Below are 15,712 nucleotides of genomic sequence, written 5' to 3' on the forward strand. Positions count from 1 at the left end.
TATTTGTATGGGGTCATGTTTAAAATATTCTTTGAATATATATATTAGGTTTGATAAAATATATTTATCTTTTATATGTTATGTACTTAATAATAGAATTATACAGATTGTTCAAGTCAATAATAAACAAGAGGGGTAATAAAGATGAGTAAATTATACTTTAGGTACGGAGCTATGAATTGTGGTAAATCAACAAATTTATTGCAGGTAGCTCATAACTATGAAGAAAGAGGTATGAAAGTTGTTATTATAAAGCCTAAGACAGATACTAAGGGTGGAAACAAGGTTGTATCAAGATTAGGAGTCACTAGAGAAGTGAATATGCTGCTAGACGGAGAGAAAGATATATATGAGGAAGTTGAAAGGTGGATAAATTGTAATGGAAAAATAGACTGCATTTTAGCAGATGAAGTGCAATTCTTTAAGAAAAGTCAAATAGACCAACTTTTCAAAATAGCAGTGATAATGGATATACCAACAATTTGCTATGGACTTCGTACAGATTTCCAAATGCAGGGTTTTGAGGGCAGTGAAAGATTATTACTCTTAGCACATAGTTTAGAAGAATTAAAAACTATATGTAAATGTGGCAAAAAAGCATTATTAAATGGAAGAAAAATCAATGGAAAATTTGTCTTTGAGGGAAAGCAGATTGCTATTGATAAAGAAGATAACATAGAATACGAGGCGCTTTGTCCAAAATGCTATTTCCAGTTCAAGGAAGAATATGATATGGAAAAACGGGATAAAAAAATGGGGTGTAATTAATGAAAAAAAGAACATCTGTTGGTGGGCAGGCGGTAATTGAAGGAGTAATGATGCGGGGAGTAAGCGGAATAGCAACAGCTGTAAGGAAACCCGATGGTGAAATTGTAATAGATAAAAAAGAAAGTATACCATATACAAAGCGAAATAAGCTCCTAGGTTTTCCTATAATAAGAGGGTTTGTATCCCTGCTGGAGTCTATGATAATTGGAATAAACACCTTAAATTACTCAGCAACATTCTTTGAGGATGAGGAAGAAAGAGAACCATCAAAATTTGATAAGTGGTTTGAAAAAGTGTTTAAGGATAACAGTGATGATGTATTGATTGGAATAACACTTTTTATCTCTTTTGCGGTAGCAGCACTACTATTTTTTATACTACCAACTTTTGCGGCTAATATATTCAAAAAAGTAGGAATACAAGATACTATACAGTTGAATGTCATTGAAGGCGTAATAAGGGTAATGATATTTTTGTTATATATATACATGATAGGAAAAATGGAAGATATAAATAGAGTATTTCAGTATCATGGCGCAGAACATAAGGCTATATTTTGCTATGAAAATGGAGCAGAACTTACTCCGGAAAATGCACAGAAGTTCACTAGATTTCATCCTAGGTGTGGAACTAATTTTTTATTTTTAGTTATGATAGTCAGTATAGTATTATTTTCTCTAACAGGGTGGAATACTCTTATTGAAAGAATATTGTATAGAGTAATACTTTTGCCTGTAGTATCTGGAGTAACTTATGAAATTATAAAGTGGATGGGAAATAGTGATAGTATTATATCTAAAGTTACATCATATCCAGGATTAACTCTTCAGAAGCTTACAACAAGGGAACCAGACTATGAACAGCTTGAGGTGGCAATAGCTGCACTTAAGTCTGCTGAAGGGATTGAGGATACAGCTAGCGGCAGTCAATTATCAATGAATAATTAAAGAAGGATTGCGGAACGGAGAATTTAGTATGAAACGAGAGAAGATGAGAGTTGGAGAGCTTTTACAAGAAGGATATAAAATTTTAAAATCTGTACAAATAGATAGTTACCAATTAGATACGGAGTTACTGCTAGGTAAAGTGATAAAAAAAGATAGGTTATTTATGCTTCTAAATAGAGATTATGAAGTAGATTGTGATGAAGCTGAACAATATTTTAGTCTTATAGAGAAAAGAAAAAGTAAGATGCCTATAAAATATATGTTAGGTGAGTGTGAATTTATGGGTATTCCTTTTTATATTCGAGAAGGAGTTCTTATTCCTAGGCCGGATACAGAGGTTTTAGTAGAAACTGCTATTGATGAAATTAAGCAAAATAGTTATAAAAAACTATGTGATGTATGTTGTGGAAGTGGAATTATTGGGATATCTATAGTCAAGTTTGTTGATTATATTGAAGCTAAATGCTCTGACATTTCTGAGGTAGCTTATGAGGTAACATCTGAAAATATAAAAAGATTGAACATAGAAGATAGGGTTAAAGTTGAAAAGGGAAACCTACTCCAAGGCTTCATAGATAGAAATGAAAAATTTGATATTATAGTATCAAATCCACCTTATATAAGAGGAGAAGTCATAGAAACCTTAATGGAAGATGTTAAGAACTATGAACCATACCAAGCTTTGTATGGAGGAGAAGATGGATTAGATTTTTATAGATCTATAACCGAACAAAGTTTAAAGGTCTTAGTATGTGGTGGTGTATTGATATTTGAAATAGGACATGATCAAGGTGAAGAGGTAGGCAACATATTAAGACAGAACGGTTTTAGTGATGTGGTTTGTATAAAGGACTTAGCAGGTAAGGATAGAGTTGTTAAAGGGAAATTTGAAATTGGTTGCGAAAAGTAAAAGTATTATGATATAATTATTAATTGTGAAAATATTTATACGGAGTGATAAAAAGTTATGTTAAATAGACTTAATTTTATAGAAAATAAATACGAGGAACTTTCCATAAAGATAAGTGATCCGTCAGTTATGGCAGATCAAAAGGAATGGCAGAAACTATGTAAGGAACATGCTGATTTAGAGACAGTGGTTATGAAATACAGAGAGTATAAAAAGGCTAAAGATGAATTAGAGTCTGCAAAAGAAATGTTAAAGGATGAAACTGATAAAGAGTTAAGGGAAATGGCTCAAGAGGAAGTAAAAGATTTGACTGCTCTTATTGAAGAAAAGGAACAGGAATTAAAAATACTTCTTTTACCTAAGGATCCTAATGACGACAAAGACGTTTTTGTTGAAATAAGAGCTGGAGCAGGTGGAGAAGAAGCAGCTCTATTTGCAGCTAATTTAACAAGAATGTATACAAGATATGCGGAGCGTATGAGATGGAAGGTTGAAACTATAAGTATCAATGCTACGGATATTGGAGGATTTAAAGAAATTGTATTTATGATAAAGGGTAATGGAGCTTATAGTAAGTTAAAGTATGAAAGTGGTGCCCATAGAGTTCAAAGGGTTCCTGATACTGAATCAAGTGGAAGAATTCATACATCTACAGCTACTGTTGCTGTTTTACCAGAAGTGGATGATGTAGAGATTGAAGTTAGTCCTAATGATATAAGAATAGATGTATTTAGAGCATCAGGACACGGTGGACAGTGCGTTAATACTACTGACTCAGCGGTGAGAATTACTCACTTACCATCTGGCATAGTTGTATCCTGTCAGGATGAAAAATCACAGCTTAAAAATAAGGAAAAAGCTATGAAGGTTTTAAAATCAAGATTATTTGAAAAAGCAGAAGCTGAAAGAGCAGCAAGTATTGCTGAGGATAGAAAAAGTCAGGTTGGAACTGGGGATAGAAGTGAAAGAATAAGAACTTATAACTATCCACAAGGAAGAGTTACAGACCATAGAATAGGAGTAACTTTATATAAGTTAGATGCATTCCTTGATGGAGATATAGATGATATATTAGATGCTTTAATTACTGCAGAACAAGCTGAAAAAATGAAAGCAATAGGAAACAATCAATAAGCCAATTGCAAAGTCTTTGATGTTGTAGTGAAAAGGGGTAAAGGGATGAACATAGATAAAGCCATTAGAAAGCAAAAAAAGTCTTATAAGAGATTTCTGCTATCTATGGGCTTTATTTTTTTTGTATTACCTGCTGCTTTGATTTTTTATAAGAAGATCCATATATTTTATATACTTTATTTGATGGTGCTTGAACTTTTAATAATTTTAGCGCTTTTCATAAGTATTAATAATGAAATGTTAAGGTTTAATTATGATGGTTATCGTTTAAAGTTAATTTTAGGATTAGGAAAAAAGAGACTAAATTTAACTGCTAATAATATCGTATTAGTTCATGTAGAAAATATTGATGTACAAGAAAATGCAGAAGAAGATTTTAGAATAATACTGCTTTCTACATCAAAATTTAGAAGCAATAGAATGATTCCCGTTAACCTAGTTTTTTTAAGAAATCACCCTTATGTAGCTTACTGTTATAATAGAATTAAGACTTTACATCCAAATGATCAATATTATTTTACCATAATAAAAAAGGGTGGAATAAAGAAGTATCCCCTTTTGGATACAATATATAAAACCTGTGTATATGCTTACTTTACAGAAGATACTATAGAAAAAATAAAATTTTATCGAGAAAATTCAGAGTATTATAATTAATATTTAGAATTTAGGGATTGGTAAGATTTGCAGGGTATCAATAGAAAAAGTAATTTTATTAGTTACTGCCGATATACCTATATATTAAGTTTTCATCATATATGTGCAATTAATCAAATAAACTTGATATATAAGTAATAAATAAAGTAGGGTGGTTTTTTGGATGGAAATATGATTGGTATTGTAGTTATTGGCAGCACCGTATCTTTAGTAGGCACAATGATTGGGGCATCTTTAGGGGTAATAGTGAAAAAGCCTTCTAATAAATTGCTTGGAAGTATAATTGGATTTGCTGGAGGCTTAATGTTAGCGGTGGTAGTTTTCGATTTAATTCCTGAGGCCCTTAACGAGTGGAGTTTTGGTGGGACCTTATTTTTCTGCTTAATGGGAATTATAGTTATTGCCATTATTGATAACAAGATAAATATTGATACCCTTAACCAACATGTTAAAGTAGCATTTATGGCGGCACTAGGACTTATGATTCATAACTTTCCTGAGGGGGTAATAATGGGGTGCGGATTTGCAGCTGGTGGAACCTTAGGAATAAAAATGAGTTTAATTATAGCTATTCATGATATACCGGAGGGAATTGCAGTATCTGCTCCGTTAATGGCATCTAGAGTAAGGGTATCTAAGATATTACTTTATGCTTTTATAACAGCGTTTCCTACTGCACTAGGTACCTGGTTAGGAGCTTACATAGCTAATATATCACAAAATATATTAGGTGCATGCCTGTCTTTTGCATCAGGAATAATGCTATATGTTGTTTGTGGTGAAATGATACCAGAGTCATCTAGGCTTTGGGAGGGAGTAACTAGTACTATAGGAGTTTTAAGTGGAATTATAATAGGACTAACTATGGTAAAATTGATATAGTTTATAAAGACTGCTTAATTGTGAACTAGGCAGTCTTTTTATTTGGATATACACTTGAAAAAGGATTTCTGCTAAACTATAATTGTTAGTTAAAGGGGAGGTGTAAATAAAATGAACACAAGGATTATAATGTTAGATGAATCAAATCTAGATACTAGTGTTATAGAAGAAGCTGGGAAGGTTATAAGAGAAGGGGGACTCGTGGCATTCCCAACGGAAACTGTTTACGGGTTAGGGGCTAATGCATTGAGTAATGATGCAGTAAAAAAGATATTTGAAGCAAAGGGGAGGCCTCAAGATAATCCACTAATAGTTCACATATCAGATATAGGAGAAATAAAGGCTCTAGTTGCAGAAGTACCAGATATTGCAGAAAGGTTTATGAAAAGGTTTTGGCCAGGACCGATGACGGTAATTTTACCCAAATCCTCAATTATTCCGGATGCTACAAGTGCAGGGTTACCTAGTGTAGGAATAAGAATGCCTTCAAATGTTATAGCGAGGGCTCTTATAACGGCTGCTGGAGTACCTATAGCAGCACCATCTGCCAATATTTCAGGAAGACCAAGTCCAACGGATGTTCAGAGGTGCATAGAGGATTTAGATGGAAGGGTTGATTACATTTTAGGTGGAGAAATGAGTGACATAGGCTTAGAGTCCACTGTTATAGATTGTACTGTAAAGCCAACTTGTGTGCTAAGACCAGGTGGAATAACTCTAGAAATGTTAAAAGAGGTAGATCCAGATACATATATTGACCCTGCTATAATGAGAAAACCAGGTGAAGACTTTAAGCCTAAGGCACCAGGAATGAAGTATAGACATTATGCTCCTAAGGCACCTGTAAAAATTGTTCAGGGAGATTTGAAAAAAACTATTGCAAAAATTAACGAAATGGTGCAAAATTATATAGATGGAAATAAAGTGGTAGGAATAATGGCTACAGATGAAACTAAGGATTTCTATCCAAGGGGAGTAGTTATCTCTTTAGGGAGCAGAAAAAATATGATAAATATATCTCAAAGCCTATTTGAAACTCTTAGGAGTTTTGATGATAAAAAGGTTGATGTGATAATTTCAGAGTCTTTTGAAGAAAAAGGCGTAGGTGTAGCTATTATGAATAGACTAAATAAATCAGCAGCCTTTGATATTATTAAAGTTTAACTTATCTTTTAGGAGGGTACTATGAAGAACATACTATTTGTTTGCACTGGAAATACTTGTAGAAGTTGTATGGCAGAAGCTATTTTCAATGATCTATGTGATATAGAAGATTTAAGAGCTCATTCTGCTGGTATGTCAGTGGTATATAATGGTAAAACTTCTAAAAATTCTGCACTTATCGTTAAGGAAAGCATTGGGAAAGACATAAGTGAAAGAAAGGCCACTCAGTTAACAAGAGATATGATAGAAAGTTCAGAACTTATATTAACAATGACTTCTTATATGAAAGATGTCTTAGTTAATACATTTCCGCAACTTAAAAACAAAATATATACTTTAAATGAATATGTATCTCTAGAAGGCGAAATAGTAGACCCTTTCGGAGCTGATATAGAGTCATATAGACAAACTTATAGGCAGTTGAGAAGTAGTATTCTACTATTGCTAGACAAGTTAAGGAAGATATAGGCATTAATAAATGTTATTATCTTCTTTTTTTGTGCATAATAGTTTTTAGTAGAATTCACATACTAACATTATAGATGAATAGTAATAACTTGTTTTTTACAAACTATTTAAAGTTTAGTTTTTATATACTATGGAGGTGTTTTTATGAAGATTGCTATTGGAAGTGATCATGCAGGGTTTCCTTTAAAAAATGAGATTTTAAAACATTTGGAAGCTAAAGGAATAGAAAATAAGGATTTTGGTACTTTTTCAGAAGAATCCTGTGATTATCCAGAGTTTGCCTTAAAGGTAGCTGAAGAAGTAGCAGGTGGTAATTATAATTTAGGTATATTAGTTTGTGGAACTGGAATTGGAATCAGCATAGCTGCAAATAAGGTTCCGGGAATAAGAGCAGCATTATGTAGTGACACTTTTAGCGCTCATGCTTGCAGGGAGCATAATAATGCTAATATACTTGCATTAGGGCAAAGGGTTGTAGGTGTAGGACTTGCTCTTGACATAGTTGATGCTTTCCTAAATGCTAAATTCGAAGGTGATAGGCATCAAAGAAGAATAGATAAAATAACTGATATTGAAAATAAGTATAGAAAGTAATACAGATCTATGTTTTTAAAGTCATAGATTTGAAAAATATAAATTTATTGGAGGAATATTAAATATGAGTAAAGTAACCCAAATAGCACATCCACTAATATTACATAAGTTAGCGTTTATAAGAGATAAAAATACTGGTTCAAAAGATTTTAGAGAACTTGTAGAAGAAGTTGCAATGTTAATGGCTTATGAAGTAACTCGTGACTTACAAATGGAAGACGTAGAGATAGAAACACCTATATGTAAAACTAAATGCAAAATGCTTGCAGGAAAGAAAGTTGCTATAGTGCCAATACTAAGAGCAGGACTTGGAATGGTTGGAGGAATGACTAAACTTATTCCAGCAGCAAAAGTTGGACATATAGGTCTTTATAGAGATGAGGAGACATTAAAACCTGTAGAATATTTCTGTAAACTTCCTCAAGATATTGGAGAAAGAGATGTAATTGTTACCGACCCTATGCTTGCAACAGGAGGTTCAGCGGTAGATGCAATAACTCTCCTTAAAGAAAAAGGTGCTAAAAGCATAAAATTAATGTGTTTAATAGCTGCTCCAGAAGGGGTAAAAGTTGTTATGGAGGCACATTCAGATGTTGATATATATGTGGCTTCAATAGATGAAAAACTAAATGAAAATGGATATATCGTACCTGGCTTAGGAGATGCTGGGGACAGATTATACGGAACTAAATAAGGTATATATAAAAATAAGCAGTGAATTTTCACTGCTTATTAAATTCTCTAGATATTAACTTATAGGTACTTTTAATTACATAACTTTTAGTATAGAATAAAGTAGTAGCAAATAATTCGATAATACATCATTAAAGTAGATTAATTACGTTAATTTTGGAGGAATTCATGGGAAGAATCGACAAAAATAATTATTATTTAGATATATGTGAGACTGTGTTAGAAAGAGGCACTTGTCTTAGACGTAATTTTGCAGCAATTATAGTAAAACATGATGAAATCATATCCACAGGTTATACAGGTGCTCCTAGAGGAAGGAAAAACTGTTGTGATTTAGGATACTGTAGAAGAGAGGAACTAAATGTGCCAAGGGGAACTAGGTATGAATTATGCAGATCTGTACATGCAGAGCAAAACGCTATAATATCAGCAAGAAGACAGGATATGCTTAATGCCACAATGTATCTAGTAGGCAAGGAACAAAAAACAGGAGAATATGTACATAATGCTTCACCTTGTACATTGTGTAAAAGATTTATAATTAATGCAGGTATAGAAAAAATAATTATACGAGATACAAAAACTAACTATAGGGAAATATATATTCAGGAGTGGATTGATAATGATGATTCACTGCAAGGTGATTCTTCTTATTAAGATGCAGCTTAGAATGTAAGGAAGGATAACTTATGAACAAATTATATGTTTTAGCAGTGATTTCAATAATAATTTCTGCTATACTTACGCCTATTGTAAAGAGATTTGCAATAAAAATAAAAGCGATTGATATACCAAAGGATAATAGAAGAATACATAAGAAACCTATACCGTTACTTGGTGGCTTGGCTATATATTTTTCATTCATACTAACTTTAATATTAAAAACTGGAGAACTATCTAGGTCAGAAATAGGAATAATAATAGGAGCAACTATAATAGTTATTGGTGGTTTTTTAGATGACAAATTCGATATAAGGCCATGGCAGAAGCTGCTAATACAAATAGCCTCTGCATTAATTCTTGTGGTATTTGGAGTTAGGATATTACTAATAACAAATCCTATTAGCAGTTCAGAACTTTATATAAGTGTAGGGATGCTTTCAATTCCCTTTACGATAATGTGGGTAGTGGGTATTACAAATGCTCTTAATCTGATTGATGGACTAGATGGGTTAGCAGCGGGAGTAGCTTTTATATCTGCAATAACGATTTTTATTATAGCTTTATTAAATACAAGAGCTGAAGCAGCGGTGTTAACTAGTATATTGGCTGGAGCCATCTTAGGATTTTTGCCTTATAACTTTAATCCTGCTTCCATATTTATGGGGGATACAGGAGCGCAGCTTTTAGGATTTTTACTAGCAGCTATATCTATGGAGGGGGCTATAAAATCTGCAGCAGCCTTTTCAATCGTTGTACCTATTTTAGCATTAGGAATACCTATATATGATACTCTTTTTGCTATGATAAGAAGAAAGATAAATGGAAAACCTATAATGCAGGCAGATAAGGGACATCTTCATCACAGACTTCTAGATATGGGCTTAACTCAAAGACAGGCAGTCATAATAATGTACTTAATAAGTGCAGTGCTTGGAAGTTTTGCTATTTTAGCTATGCAAATAAGTACTCAGAGAGCCTACTTTTTATTAACTATGATTATGATTGTGCTTATAATAATAGCTTGGAAATTTGGATTTTTTGAACATAGAGAATAAAATTTACAGTTAAATTAAATCTGAATCCTTTAGGATTAGTAAACTGGAGGTATACATATGGACAAAATTAAGGTTATTACGATATTCGGAACAAGGCCAGAAGCTATAAAGATGGCTCCTTTAGTTAAGGCTTTAGAACAATCAGACAAAGTTGAAAACAAGGTTTGTGTAACTGCTCAGCATAGAGAAATGCTTGATCAAGTACTGGAGTTATTCAATATTCAGCCGGATTTTGACTTGAATATTATGAAAGCAAAACAAAGCTTAACTGGTATAACAACAAGAGTATTAGAAGGGTTAGAAGAGGTTTTTATTAAAGAGAAGCCAGATTTGGTTTTAGTACACGGAGATACCACTACAACTTTTGCTGGTGCGTTAGCTGCGTTCTATCAAAAAATAAAAGTAGGCCATGTAGAGGCAGGACTTAGAACCTATGATAAGTATTTTCCCTTCCCAGAGGAGATGAATAGAAAGTTAACAGGTGCAGCAGCAGATTTGCATTTTGCTCCTACTGCTGGTTCTAGAAATAATCTATTAAGAGAAGGAATAGATCCAAAGGATATATTTATTACTGGTAACACAGTAATTGATGCTATGGAATTTACCGTAGAAGAAGAATATAACTTTAGTAACGATGAACTAAATACTATAGATTATAATGGTAAAAAGGTTATAATGGTAACAGCACACAGAAGAGAAAACTGGGGAAAGGGTATAGAAAATATATGTAATTCTTTAAAAACCATAGTTAAGGAAAATCATGATGTGGAATTAGTATACCTCGTTCACTTAAATCCAGTAGTTAAAGATGTAGTACAGAAAATTTTAGGTGGAATTGAAAGAGTTCATTTATTATCTCCCTTAGATACAAAAGAAACTCATAACTTAATGAATAAGTGCTACATGGTAATGACAGATTCTGGTGGCTTACAAGAAGAAGCTCCTCATCTAGGAAAACCAGTTCTAGTGCTTAGAGATGTAACAGAAAGACCGGAGGCTGTAGAGGCTGGAACTGTAGAGTTAGTAGGTACTGATGTAAATGTTGTGGTAAGCACAGCTAACAGGTTAATAAGAAACAAAGAGGAATATGATAAAATGAGCAAAGCTATAAACCCATATGGAGATGGTAAGGCATCTGAAAGAATAGTAGCTGCTATATTAGAATACTTCAACATAGAAAAAGGTAAATATAAACAATTTAGTTAGAAAGGTTACTTTCTAACTAAATTTTTGGAGAGAATTAATTTAATTTTCAAAAAATAATGAGGGTTTTATTGACATAATAGTTGAAAAGTGACTTGAAATAATGTAAAGTATTAAATAGGAAAAATAATTTATTTTTTCAACATATAAGGTTTAAATTGTATAATAATCAACTTAAATCTAGATATTTTTTTAGAATTCACTATTTTCAACAAAAAAATATTAATTTTTTAAATTTTTTTTTACAATATCTTAGTTATTGAATTACATTATTTATATTCATGTTTTTGTAAATTTTTACAAGAAATAAGTTGCCGGTCAAGTAAATTCAACGGATTAAGAGATTAGTTATAATATTCAAATAATTAAGAAAATTGTAACTGGAAATGTTAATTTTTTTTAAACTTAGCAAATCGGAAAAAACAGAAGAAAGGCAGATAAAATTCAATTCTATTGTTAAAAAATCAACTAATAAAGCTAAAAATTCAAAATACAAGCAAAATGTAGGATTTTATTTATATTTATATTAAATATATAATAAATTATCACGTAATTATCACTGGAGGAAAATAAAAGTGAAGAATGACCTTCGAGATATGTTTAAAAAAGTTACACTCTTTGATGCATTATTAGTAGCAATTCTGTATTGGACAACCAATATCTTTTTTAGAAACTATTCACTTATAGTTATACTAGGGTTATTGGTGGCTTATTCAACTTTTATATTTAATGGATTACTTACTCAATATGTGCTTTCAAATAAAAAAGATAAGTATCAGTTAGTTAACTTATTAGGATTTATAGTAAGGGTTGCCATTGTATGTGGAATAGCAATAGCTATATTTAACCATAATAAGTTTAATGTAATTGCATATATGTTTGGATATAGTGCTCAATTTGTATCTCTAATATTATATGGCCTAAGTAAAGATACAGATAATTAATACATAAAAAATAATTATGAAAGGGAGTGATTAGTTGGAAAAGTTTCATCCTTTGTTTCATCTGAATTTATTTGGGTATGAATTCGGTGTTACTTCCAGTTTGCTAATTCAGTGGATACTAATAGTTATAATAAGTATAATAGCTATTGTATCTACTAGGAACTTAAATAAGGTTCCTACTAAAAAGCAAAGTGTTGTAGAAATAGTTGTAGAAACATTTAACTCATTAGTTAAAGAAAACATGGGTGAAGGATACTCAGCTTTTGTACCTTATATAGGAACTCTAGCAATTTTTCTTTTATCTATGAACCTACTAGGTTTAATTGGACTTAAGCCTCCAACACTTGATTTTAGCGTAGTTGCAGGTTTAGCACTAATAACATTTGTAGTAGTACAGGTAAATGCTATTAAGAGAATAGGACTAGGCCATTACTTAGGTGGATATGTTAGTCCCTATGCAGCACTACTACCTCTAAATCTTATAGAAAGATTTATGCTGCCTGTATCTTTAACACTGAGATTATTTGGTAACATGACTGCAGCTTTTGTAGTTATGGAAATGATTTATGAAGGGTTAGGGCATTTAGGATTTATAGCGCAGCTAGCTATTCCAGTACCACTTCATGCATACTTTGATGTGTTTGATGGTACAATTCAAATGGTTATATTTATGATGCTAACAATGGTTAACATTAAGATTGTTGCAGAACACTAAATTTTAGTTATTAATTAAAATTAATATAATACAATTAAAACAATATTTAAGGAGGAAGAAAAATGGGTAACATCGATCCACAAGCTTTTATATCAGGAATGTCAGCTATAGGTGCAGGTTTAGCTGCAATAGGTTGTTTAGGAGGAGGTATTGGAACAGGTAACGCTGCAGGTAAGGCAGTTGAAGGTGTTTCAAGACAGCCAGATGCAAGTGGTAAAATTATAAGTACAATGGTTGTAGGTGCTGCGTTCTCAGAAGCAACATCAATCTACGCATTACTAGTTGCATTATTATTAATATTTACTAAATAGTGTTTAATGACACTATTTAAATCTATGCCTGAAGGGAGGCTTTTGTAATAGGATGGAGATAAATGTTCCTCAGCTTATTGCTACCATAATAAACTTTGCCATACTATATTTTATCCTAAGGCATTTTCTATTCAAACCAGTTAATCAAACAATTAGTAACAGACAAAATGAAATTATTAACAACATAAACAAGGCTGAAGATGATAGAAAAAAAGCCGAAGAGCTTAGAATAGAAAATCAAAACATACTAAGTGGAGCTAAAGGCCAAGGTAAGAGTATAGTAGAAGAATATAAAGTAAAAGCCGAAAAAGTTTCCACAGATATAATAACAGAAGCTCGTACAGAAGCAGAAACTATATTAAATAGAGCTAAAGTTGAAGCTGAAAGAGAGAAGGAAAAAGCAGCTGATGAAATAAAAAATCAGGTTGTAGATTTAGCTGTTTTATTATCTTCAAAAGCTTTAGAAGAATCTGTGAGCGAAGAACAGCATAGGAGACTTATAAAGGATTTTATAGCTAAGGTAGGTATCTAACTATGTATGAATATTTGGATAGGAGATACGCTCTTGCACTTTACAAAGTTGCAGAAGAAAATGGAAAGGTAGAGCAGTATTTAGAAGAATTAAGAAATATCGTAGCTCTAATAAATAATGATGAGGAGTTTTTGCAACTTATAAAACATCCTCAAGTAAGTACTTCCAGCAAGAAAAAATTATTTGAACAAATCTTTAAGGGCAGGATTGATGATAACTTATTGTCATTTTTACTTGTACTTATCGATAAGGGAAGGATTTTACAGCTCGAAGGAAAGCTAAATGAAATGGAAAAGATTCATCTTTTAAAGAAGAATCAAGTTGTAGCTAAGGTTAAAACTGTAATTCCTCTTTTAGATGAAGAGAAAAAAAGCTTAACTGAAAAGCTTGAGAAGAAATTTAATAAAAAAGTATTATTAGAAGAAGAAATTGATTCAAGTATAATTGGTGGTATTTACGTACAAGTTGATAACGAAGTAATAGATGGCACTATAAAATCAAAACTTGAAGAAATGAAAAAATTAATGCTTAAGAGAGATTAGAGGTGAGCCTATGAACATAAGACCTGAAGAAATAACTTCAATTATTAAACAGGAAATTGAAAAGTATGAAAAGAAAATAGAAACAGTTGATTCAGGTACAATAATCCAAGTAGGTGATGGTATTGCCAGAGTTTATGGACTTAATGAATGTATGGCAGGGGAACTTCTAGAGTTTCCAAACAATGTTTATGCTATGGCTCTAAACCTTGAACAGGACAATGTAGGATGCGTTCTTCTAGGTTCTGAGAAAGGTATAAAAGAAGGAGATATAGTTAAAAGAACTGGAAAAGTTGTTGAAGTACCAGTTGGAGATGCACTTATAGGTAGAGTTGTAAATGCACTTGGTCAGCCTGTAGATGGAAAAGGTCCGATAAAGACTGATGCAACAAGACCAGTTGAACTTATTGCTCCAGGAGTTATAACAAGACAATCAGTTAAACAACCATTACAAACAGGTATAAAAGCTATAGACTCTATGATTCCTATTGGAAAAGGTCAAAGAGAGCTTATAATAGGAGATAGACAGACAGGAAAAACTGCTATAGCTATAGATACTATAATAAACCAAAAAGGTAAAGATGTAATATGTATATATGTAGCTATAGGACAAAAACAGTCAACAGTAGCTCATATAGTTAACAATCTTACTGAAATGGGAGCTATGGATTACACTATAATTGTATCTGCTACAGCTTCAGAATCAGCACCATTACAGTACATTGCACCATATGCAGGCTGTACAATGGGTGAGCACTTTATGCATCAAGGAAAAGATGTACTTATAGTATATGATGATTTGTCTAAGCACGCTGTTGCTTATAGAGCGATGTCATTATTACTTCGTAGACCACCAGGAAGAGAAGCGTATCCTGGAGACGTATTCTATGTACACTCAAGACTTCTTGAAAGAGCTGCAAAGCTTTCAGATAAGCTTGGTGGAGGATCGCTAACAGCGCTTCCTATAATAGAAACTCTTGCAGGAGACGTTACTGCTTACATACCAACTAACGTTATTTCTATAACAGATGGTCAGATATTCCTTGAATCTGAGTTGTTCTATGCAGGACAAAGACCAGCTGTTAACGCTGGTATATCTGTATCCAGAGTTGGTGGTAGTGCTCAGATTAAAGCAATGAAGCAGGTTGCAGGATCTTTAAGACTTGACCTTGCTCAATATAGAGAACTTGCTGCATTTGCTCAGTTCGGTTCAGACCTTGATAAAGAATCAAAGAAAAGACTTGAAAAAGGTAAGAGACTAACAGAAATATTAAAACAGCCTCAATACAAACCTATGCCAGTTGAAAAGCAAATTATGATTCTTTATGCAGGTGTTAAAGAGCATTTAATGGATATTCCAGTTGATAAAATTGGGGAATTTGAAAAGAAATTCTTAGAACATATGGATACACATCACAAGGAAATAGGCCAAGAAATATCAGAAAAGAAAACTTTATCTGATGACTTAAGTAAAAGACTTGGTGATGCTATCGAAGAATACAAAAAAATATTTTTAGCAGAGGTATAATTTTC

The 15,712-nt window shown here is 32.4% G+C and carries 19 protein-coding genes; all 19 read left to right on the plus strand.

The features are described 5' to 3' along the window. Window positions 1–144 precede the first annotated feature (144 nt). The 19 genes from P8V03_RS05675 (at window position 145) to atpA (ending at window position 15,707) form a co-directional block, all read left to right on the plus strand. A complete protein-coding gene (locus P8V03_RS05675; protein ID WP_261670489.1) occupies window positions 145–768 on the plus strand; it encodes a thymidine kinase in 624 nt (207 codons plus the stop codon). Continuing rightward, on the plus strand, window positions 768–1,715 hold the full coding sequence (locus P8V03_RS05680) for a DUF1385 domain-containing protein (RefSeq protein WP_318797164.1): 948 nt from the start codon (window positions 768–770) through the stop codon (window positions 1,713–1,715). Before P8V03_RS05675 ends, P8V03_RS05680 begins: the two co-directional genes overlap by 1 nt. A gap of 43 nt (window positions 1,716–1,758) precedes the next feature. Beyond that, a complete protein-coding gene (gene prmC / locus P8V03_RS05685; RefSeq protein ID WP_261670672.1) occupies window positions 1,759–2,625 on the plus strand; it encodes a peptide chain release factor N(5)-glutamine methyltransferase in 867 nt (288 codons plus the stop codon). 57 nt (window positions 2,626–2,682) lie between these two features. Further along, a complete protein-coding gene (gene prfA / locus P8V03_RS05690) occupies window positions 2,683–3,759 on the plus strand; it encodes a peptide chain release factor 1 (protein ID WP_261670491.1) in 1,077 nt (358 codons plus the stop codon). A 45-nt stretch (window positions 3,760–3,804) separates the two neighbouring features. Continuing rightward, window positions 3,805–4,416, plus strand: coding sequence for a hypothetical protein (locus P8V03_RS05695; protein WP_318797167.1), 612 nt, complete (start codon window positions 3,805–3,807; stop codon window positions 4,414–4,416). 159 nt (window positions 4,417–4,575) lie between these two features. Then, a complete protein-coding gene (locus tag P8V03_RS05700) occupies window positions 4,576–5,298 on the plus strand; it encodes a ZIP family metal transporter (RefSeq protein WP_261670493.1) in 723 nt (240 codons plus the stop codon). 111 nt (window positions 5,299–5,409) lie between these two features. Then, on the plus strand, window positions 5,410–6,462 hold the full coding sequence (locus tag P8V03_RS05705) for an L-threonylcarbamoyladenylate synthase (RefSeq protein ID WP_318797170.1): 1,053 nt from the start codon (window positions 5,410–5,412) through the stop codon (window positions 6,460–6,462). Between the two features lie 21 nt (window positions 6,463–6,483). Next, on the plus strand, window positions 6,484–6,930 hold the full coding sequence (locus tag P8V03_RS05710) for a low molecular weight protein arginine phosphatase (protein WP_318797172.1): 447 nt from the start codon (window positions 6,484–6,486) through the stop codon (window positions 6,928–6,930). A gap of 144 nt (window positions 6,931–7,074) precedes the next feature. Continuing rightward, window positions 7,075–7,524, plus strand: a complete 450-nt coding sequence (gene rpiB, locus P8V03_RS05715) for a ribose 5-phosphate isomerase B (RefSeq protein WP_261670496.1) — start codon at window positions 7,075–7,077, stop codon at window positions 7,522–7,524. A gap of 64 nt (window positions 7,525–7,588) precedes the next feature. Further along, window positions 7,589–8,218, plus strand: coding sequence for a uracil phosphoribosyltransferase (upp, locus tag P8V03_RS05720; protein ID WP_261670497.1), 630 nt, complete (start codon window positions 7,589–7,591; stop codon window positions 8,216–8,218). A 167-nt stretch (window positions 8,219–8,385) separates the two neighbouring features. After that, window positions 8,386–8,874 carry a deoxycytidylate deaminase gene (locus P8V03_RS05725; protein WP_318797175.1) on the plus strand — a complete coding sequence of 163 codons (489 nt, stop codon included), beginning with the start codon at window positions 8,386–8,388 and terminating at the stop codon, window positions 8,872–8,874. Between the two features lie 32 nt (window positions 8,875–8,906). Next, entirely contained in the window at window positions 8,907–9,935 is a 1,029-nt protein-coding gene (locus P8V03_RS05730; protein WP_261670499.1) for an MraY family glycosyltransferase, read from the plus strand. A 57-nt stretch (window positions 9,936–9,992) separates the two neighbouring features. After that, window positions 9,993–11,141: a non-hydrolyzing UDP-N-acetylglucosamine 2-epimerase gene (wecB, locus tag P8V03_RS05735; RefSeq protein ID WP_318797177.1), complete on the plus strand. Its 1,149-nt coding sequence runs from the start codon at window positions 9,993–9,995 to the stop codon at window positions 11,139–11,141. A 572-nt stretch (window positions 11,142–11,713) separates the two neighbouring features. Then, complete coding sequence (locus tag P8V03_RS05740; RefSeq protein WP_318797179.1) at window positions 11,714–12,082, plus strand: ATP synthase subunit I; 369 nt, start codon at window positions 11,714–11,716, stop codon at window positions 12,080–12,082. 34 nt (window positions 12,083–12,116) lie between these two features. Further along, entirely contained in the window at window positions 12,117–12,797 is a 681-nt protein-coding gene (locus P8V03_RS05745) for a F0F1 ATP synthase subunit A (RefSeq protein ID WP_318797181.1), read from the plus strand. Window positions 12,798–12,859: 62 nt separating this feature from the next. Beyond that, a complete protein-coding gene (gene atpE, locus P8V03_RS05750; protein WP_261670503.1) occupies window positions 12,860–13,108 on the plus strand; it encodes an ATP synthase F0 subunit C in 249 nt (82 codons plus the stop codon). Between the two features lie 52 nt (window positions 13,109–13,160). Beyond that, window positions 13,161–13,640, plus strand: coding sequence for a F0F1 ATP synthase subunit B (locus tag P8V03_RS05755; RefSeq protein ID WP_261670504.1), 480 nt, complete (start codon window positions 13,161–13,163; stop codon window positions 13,638–13,640). Between the two features lie 2 nt (window positions 13,641–13,642). Continuing rightward, window positions 13,643–14,182, plus strand: a complete 540-nt coding sequence (locus tag P8V03_RS05760; RefSeq protein ID WP_261670505.1) for a F0F1 ATP synthase subunit delta — start codon at window positions 13,643–13,645, stop codon at window positions 14,180–14,182. A gap of 10 nt (window positions 14,183–14,192) precedes the next feature. After that, window positions 14,193–15,707 carry a F0F1 ATP synthase subunit alpha gene (atpA, locus tag P8V03_RS05765; protein WP_318797184.1) on the plus strand — a complete coding sequence of 505 codons (1,515 nt, stop codon included), beginning with the start codon at window positions 14,193–14,195 and terminating at the stop codon, window positions 15,705–15,707. Window positions 15,708–15,712: the final 5 nt, after the last annotated feature.

It is taken from the genome of Clostridium tanneri, assembly GCF_033659955.1.
In the GTDB taxonomy this organism is placed as follows: domain Bacteria; phylum Bacillota; class Clostridia; order Clostridiales; family Clostridiaceae; genus Clostridium_AM; species Clostridium_AM tanneri.

Coding starts and splice junctions, on each gene's coding strand:
- P8V03_RS05755 (WP_261670504.1), top strand. CDS start 13,161: ATGGAGATAAATGTTCCTCAGCTTATTGCTACCATAATAAACTTTGCC.
- atpE (WP_261670503.1), top strand. CDS start 12,860: ATGGGTAACATCGATCCACAAGCTTTTATATCAGGAATGTCAGCTATA.
- P8V03_RS05675 (WP_261670489.1), top strand. CDS start 145: ATGAGTAAATTATACTTTAGGTACGGAGCTATGAATTGTGGTAAATCA.
- rpiB (WP_261670496.1), top strand. CDS start 7,075: ATGAAGATTGCTATTGGAAGTGATCATGCAGGGTTTCCTTTAAAAAAT.
- upp (WP_261670497.1), top strand. CDS start 7,589: ATGAGTAAAGTAACCCAAATAGCACATCCACTAATATTACATAAGTTA.
- P8V03_RS05710 (WP_318797172.1), top strand. CDS start 6,484: ATGAAGAACATACTATTTGTTTGCACTGGAAATACTTGTAGAAGTTGT.
- P8V03_RS05725 (WP_318797175.1), top strand. CDS start 8,386: ATGGGAAGAATCGACAAAAATAATTATTATTTAGATATATGTGAGACT.
- atpA (WP_318797184.1), top strand. CDS start 14,193: ATGAACATAAGACCTGAAGAAATAACTTCAATTATTAAACAGGAAATT.
- prmC (WP_261670672.1), top strand. CDS start 1,759: ATGAGAGTTGGAGAGCTTTTACAAGAAGGATATAAAATTTTAAAATCT.
- P8V03_RS05705 (WP_318797170.1), top strand. CDS start 5,410: ATGAACACAAGGATTATAATGTTAGATGAATCAAATCTAGATACTAGT.
- wecB (WP_318797177.1), top strand. CDS start 9,993: ATGGACAAAATTAAGGTTATTACGATATTCGGAACAAGGCCAGAAGCT.
- P8V03_RS05695 (WP_318797167.1), top strand. CDS start 3,805: ATGAACATAGATAAAGCCATTAGAAAGCAAAAAAAGTCTTATAAGAGA.
- P8V03_RS05760 (WP_261670505.1), top strand. CDS start 13,643: ATGTATGAATATTTGGATAGGAGATACGCTCTTGCACTTTACAAAGTT.
- prfA (WP_261670491.1), top strand. CDS start 2,683: ATGTTAAATAGACTTAATTTTATAGAAAATAAATACGAGGAACTTTCC.
- P8V03_RS05680 (WP_318797164.1), top strand. CDS start 768: ATGAAAAAAAGAACATCTGTTGGTGGGCAGGCGGTAATTGAAGGAGTA.
- P8V03_RS05730 (WP_261670499.1), top strand. CDS start 8,907: ATGAACAAATTATATGTTTTAGCAGTGATTTCAATAATAATTTCTGCT.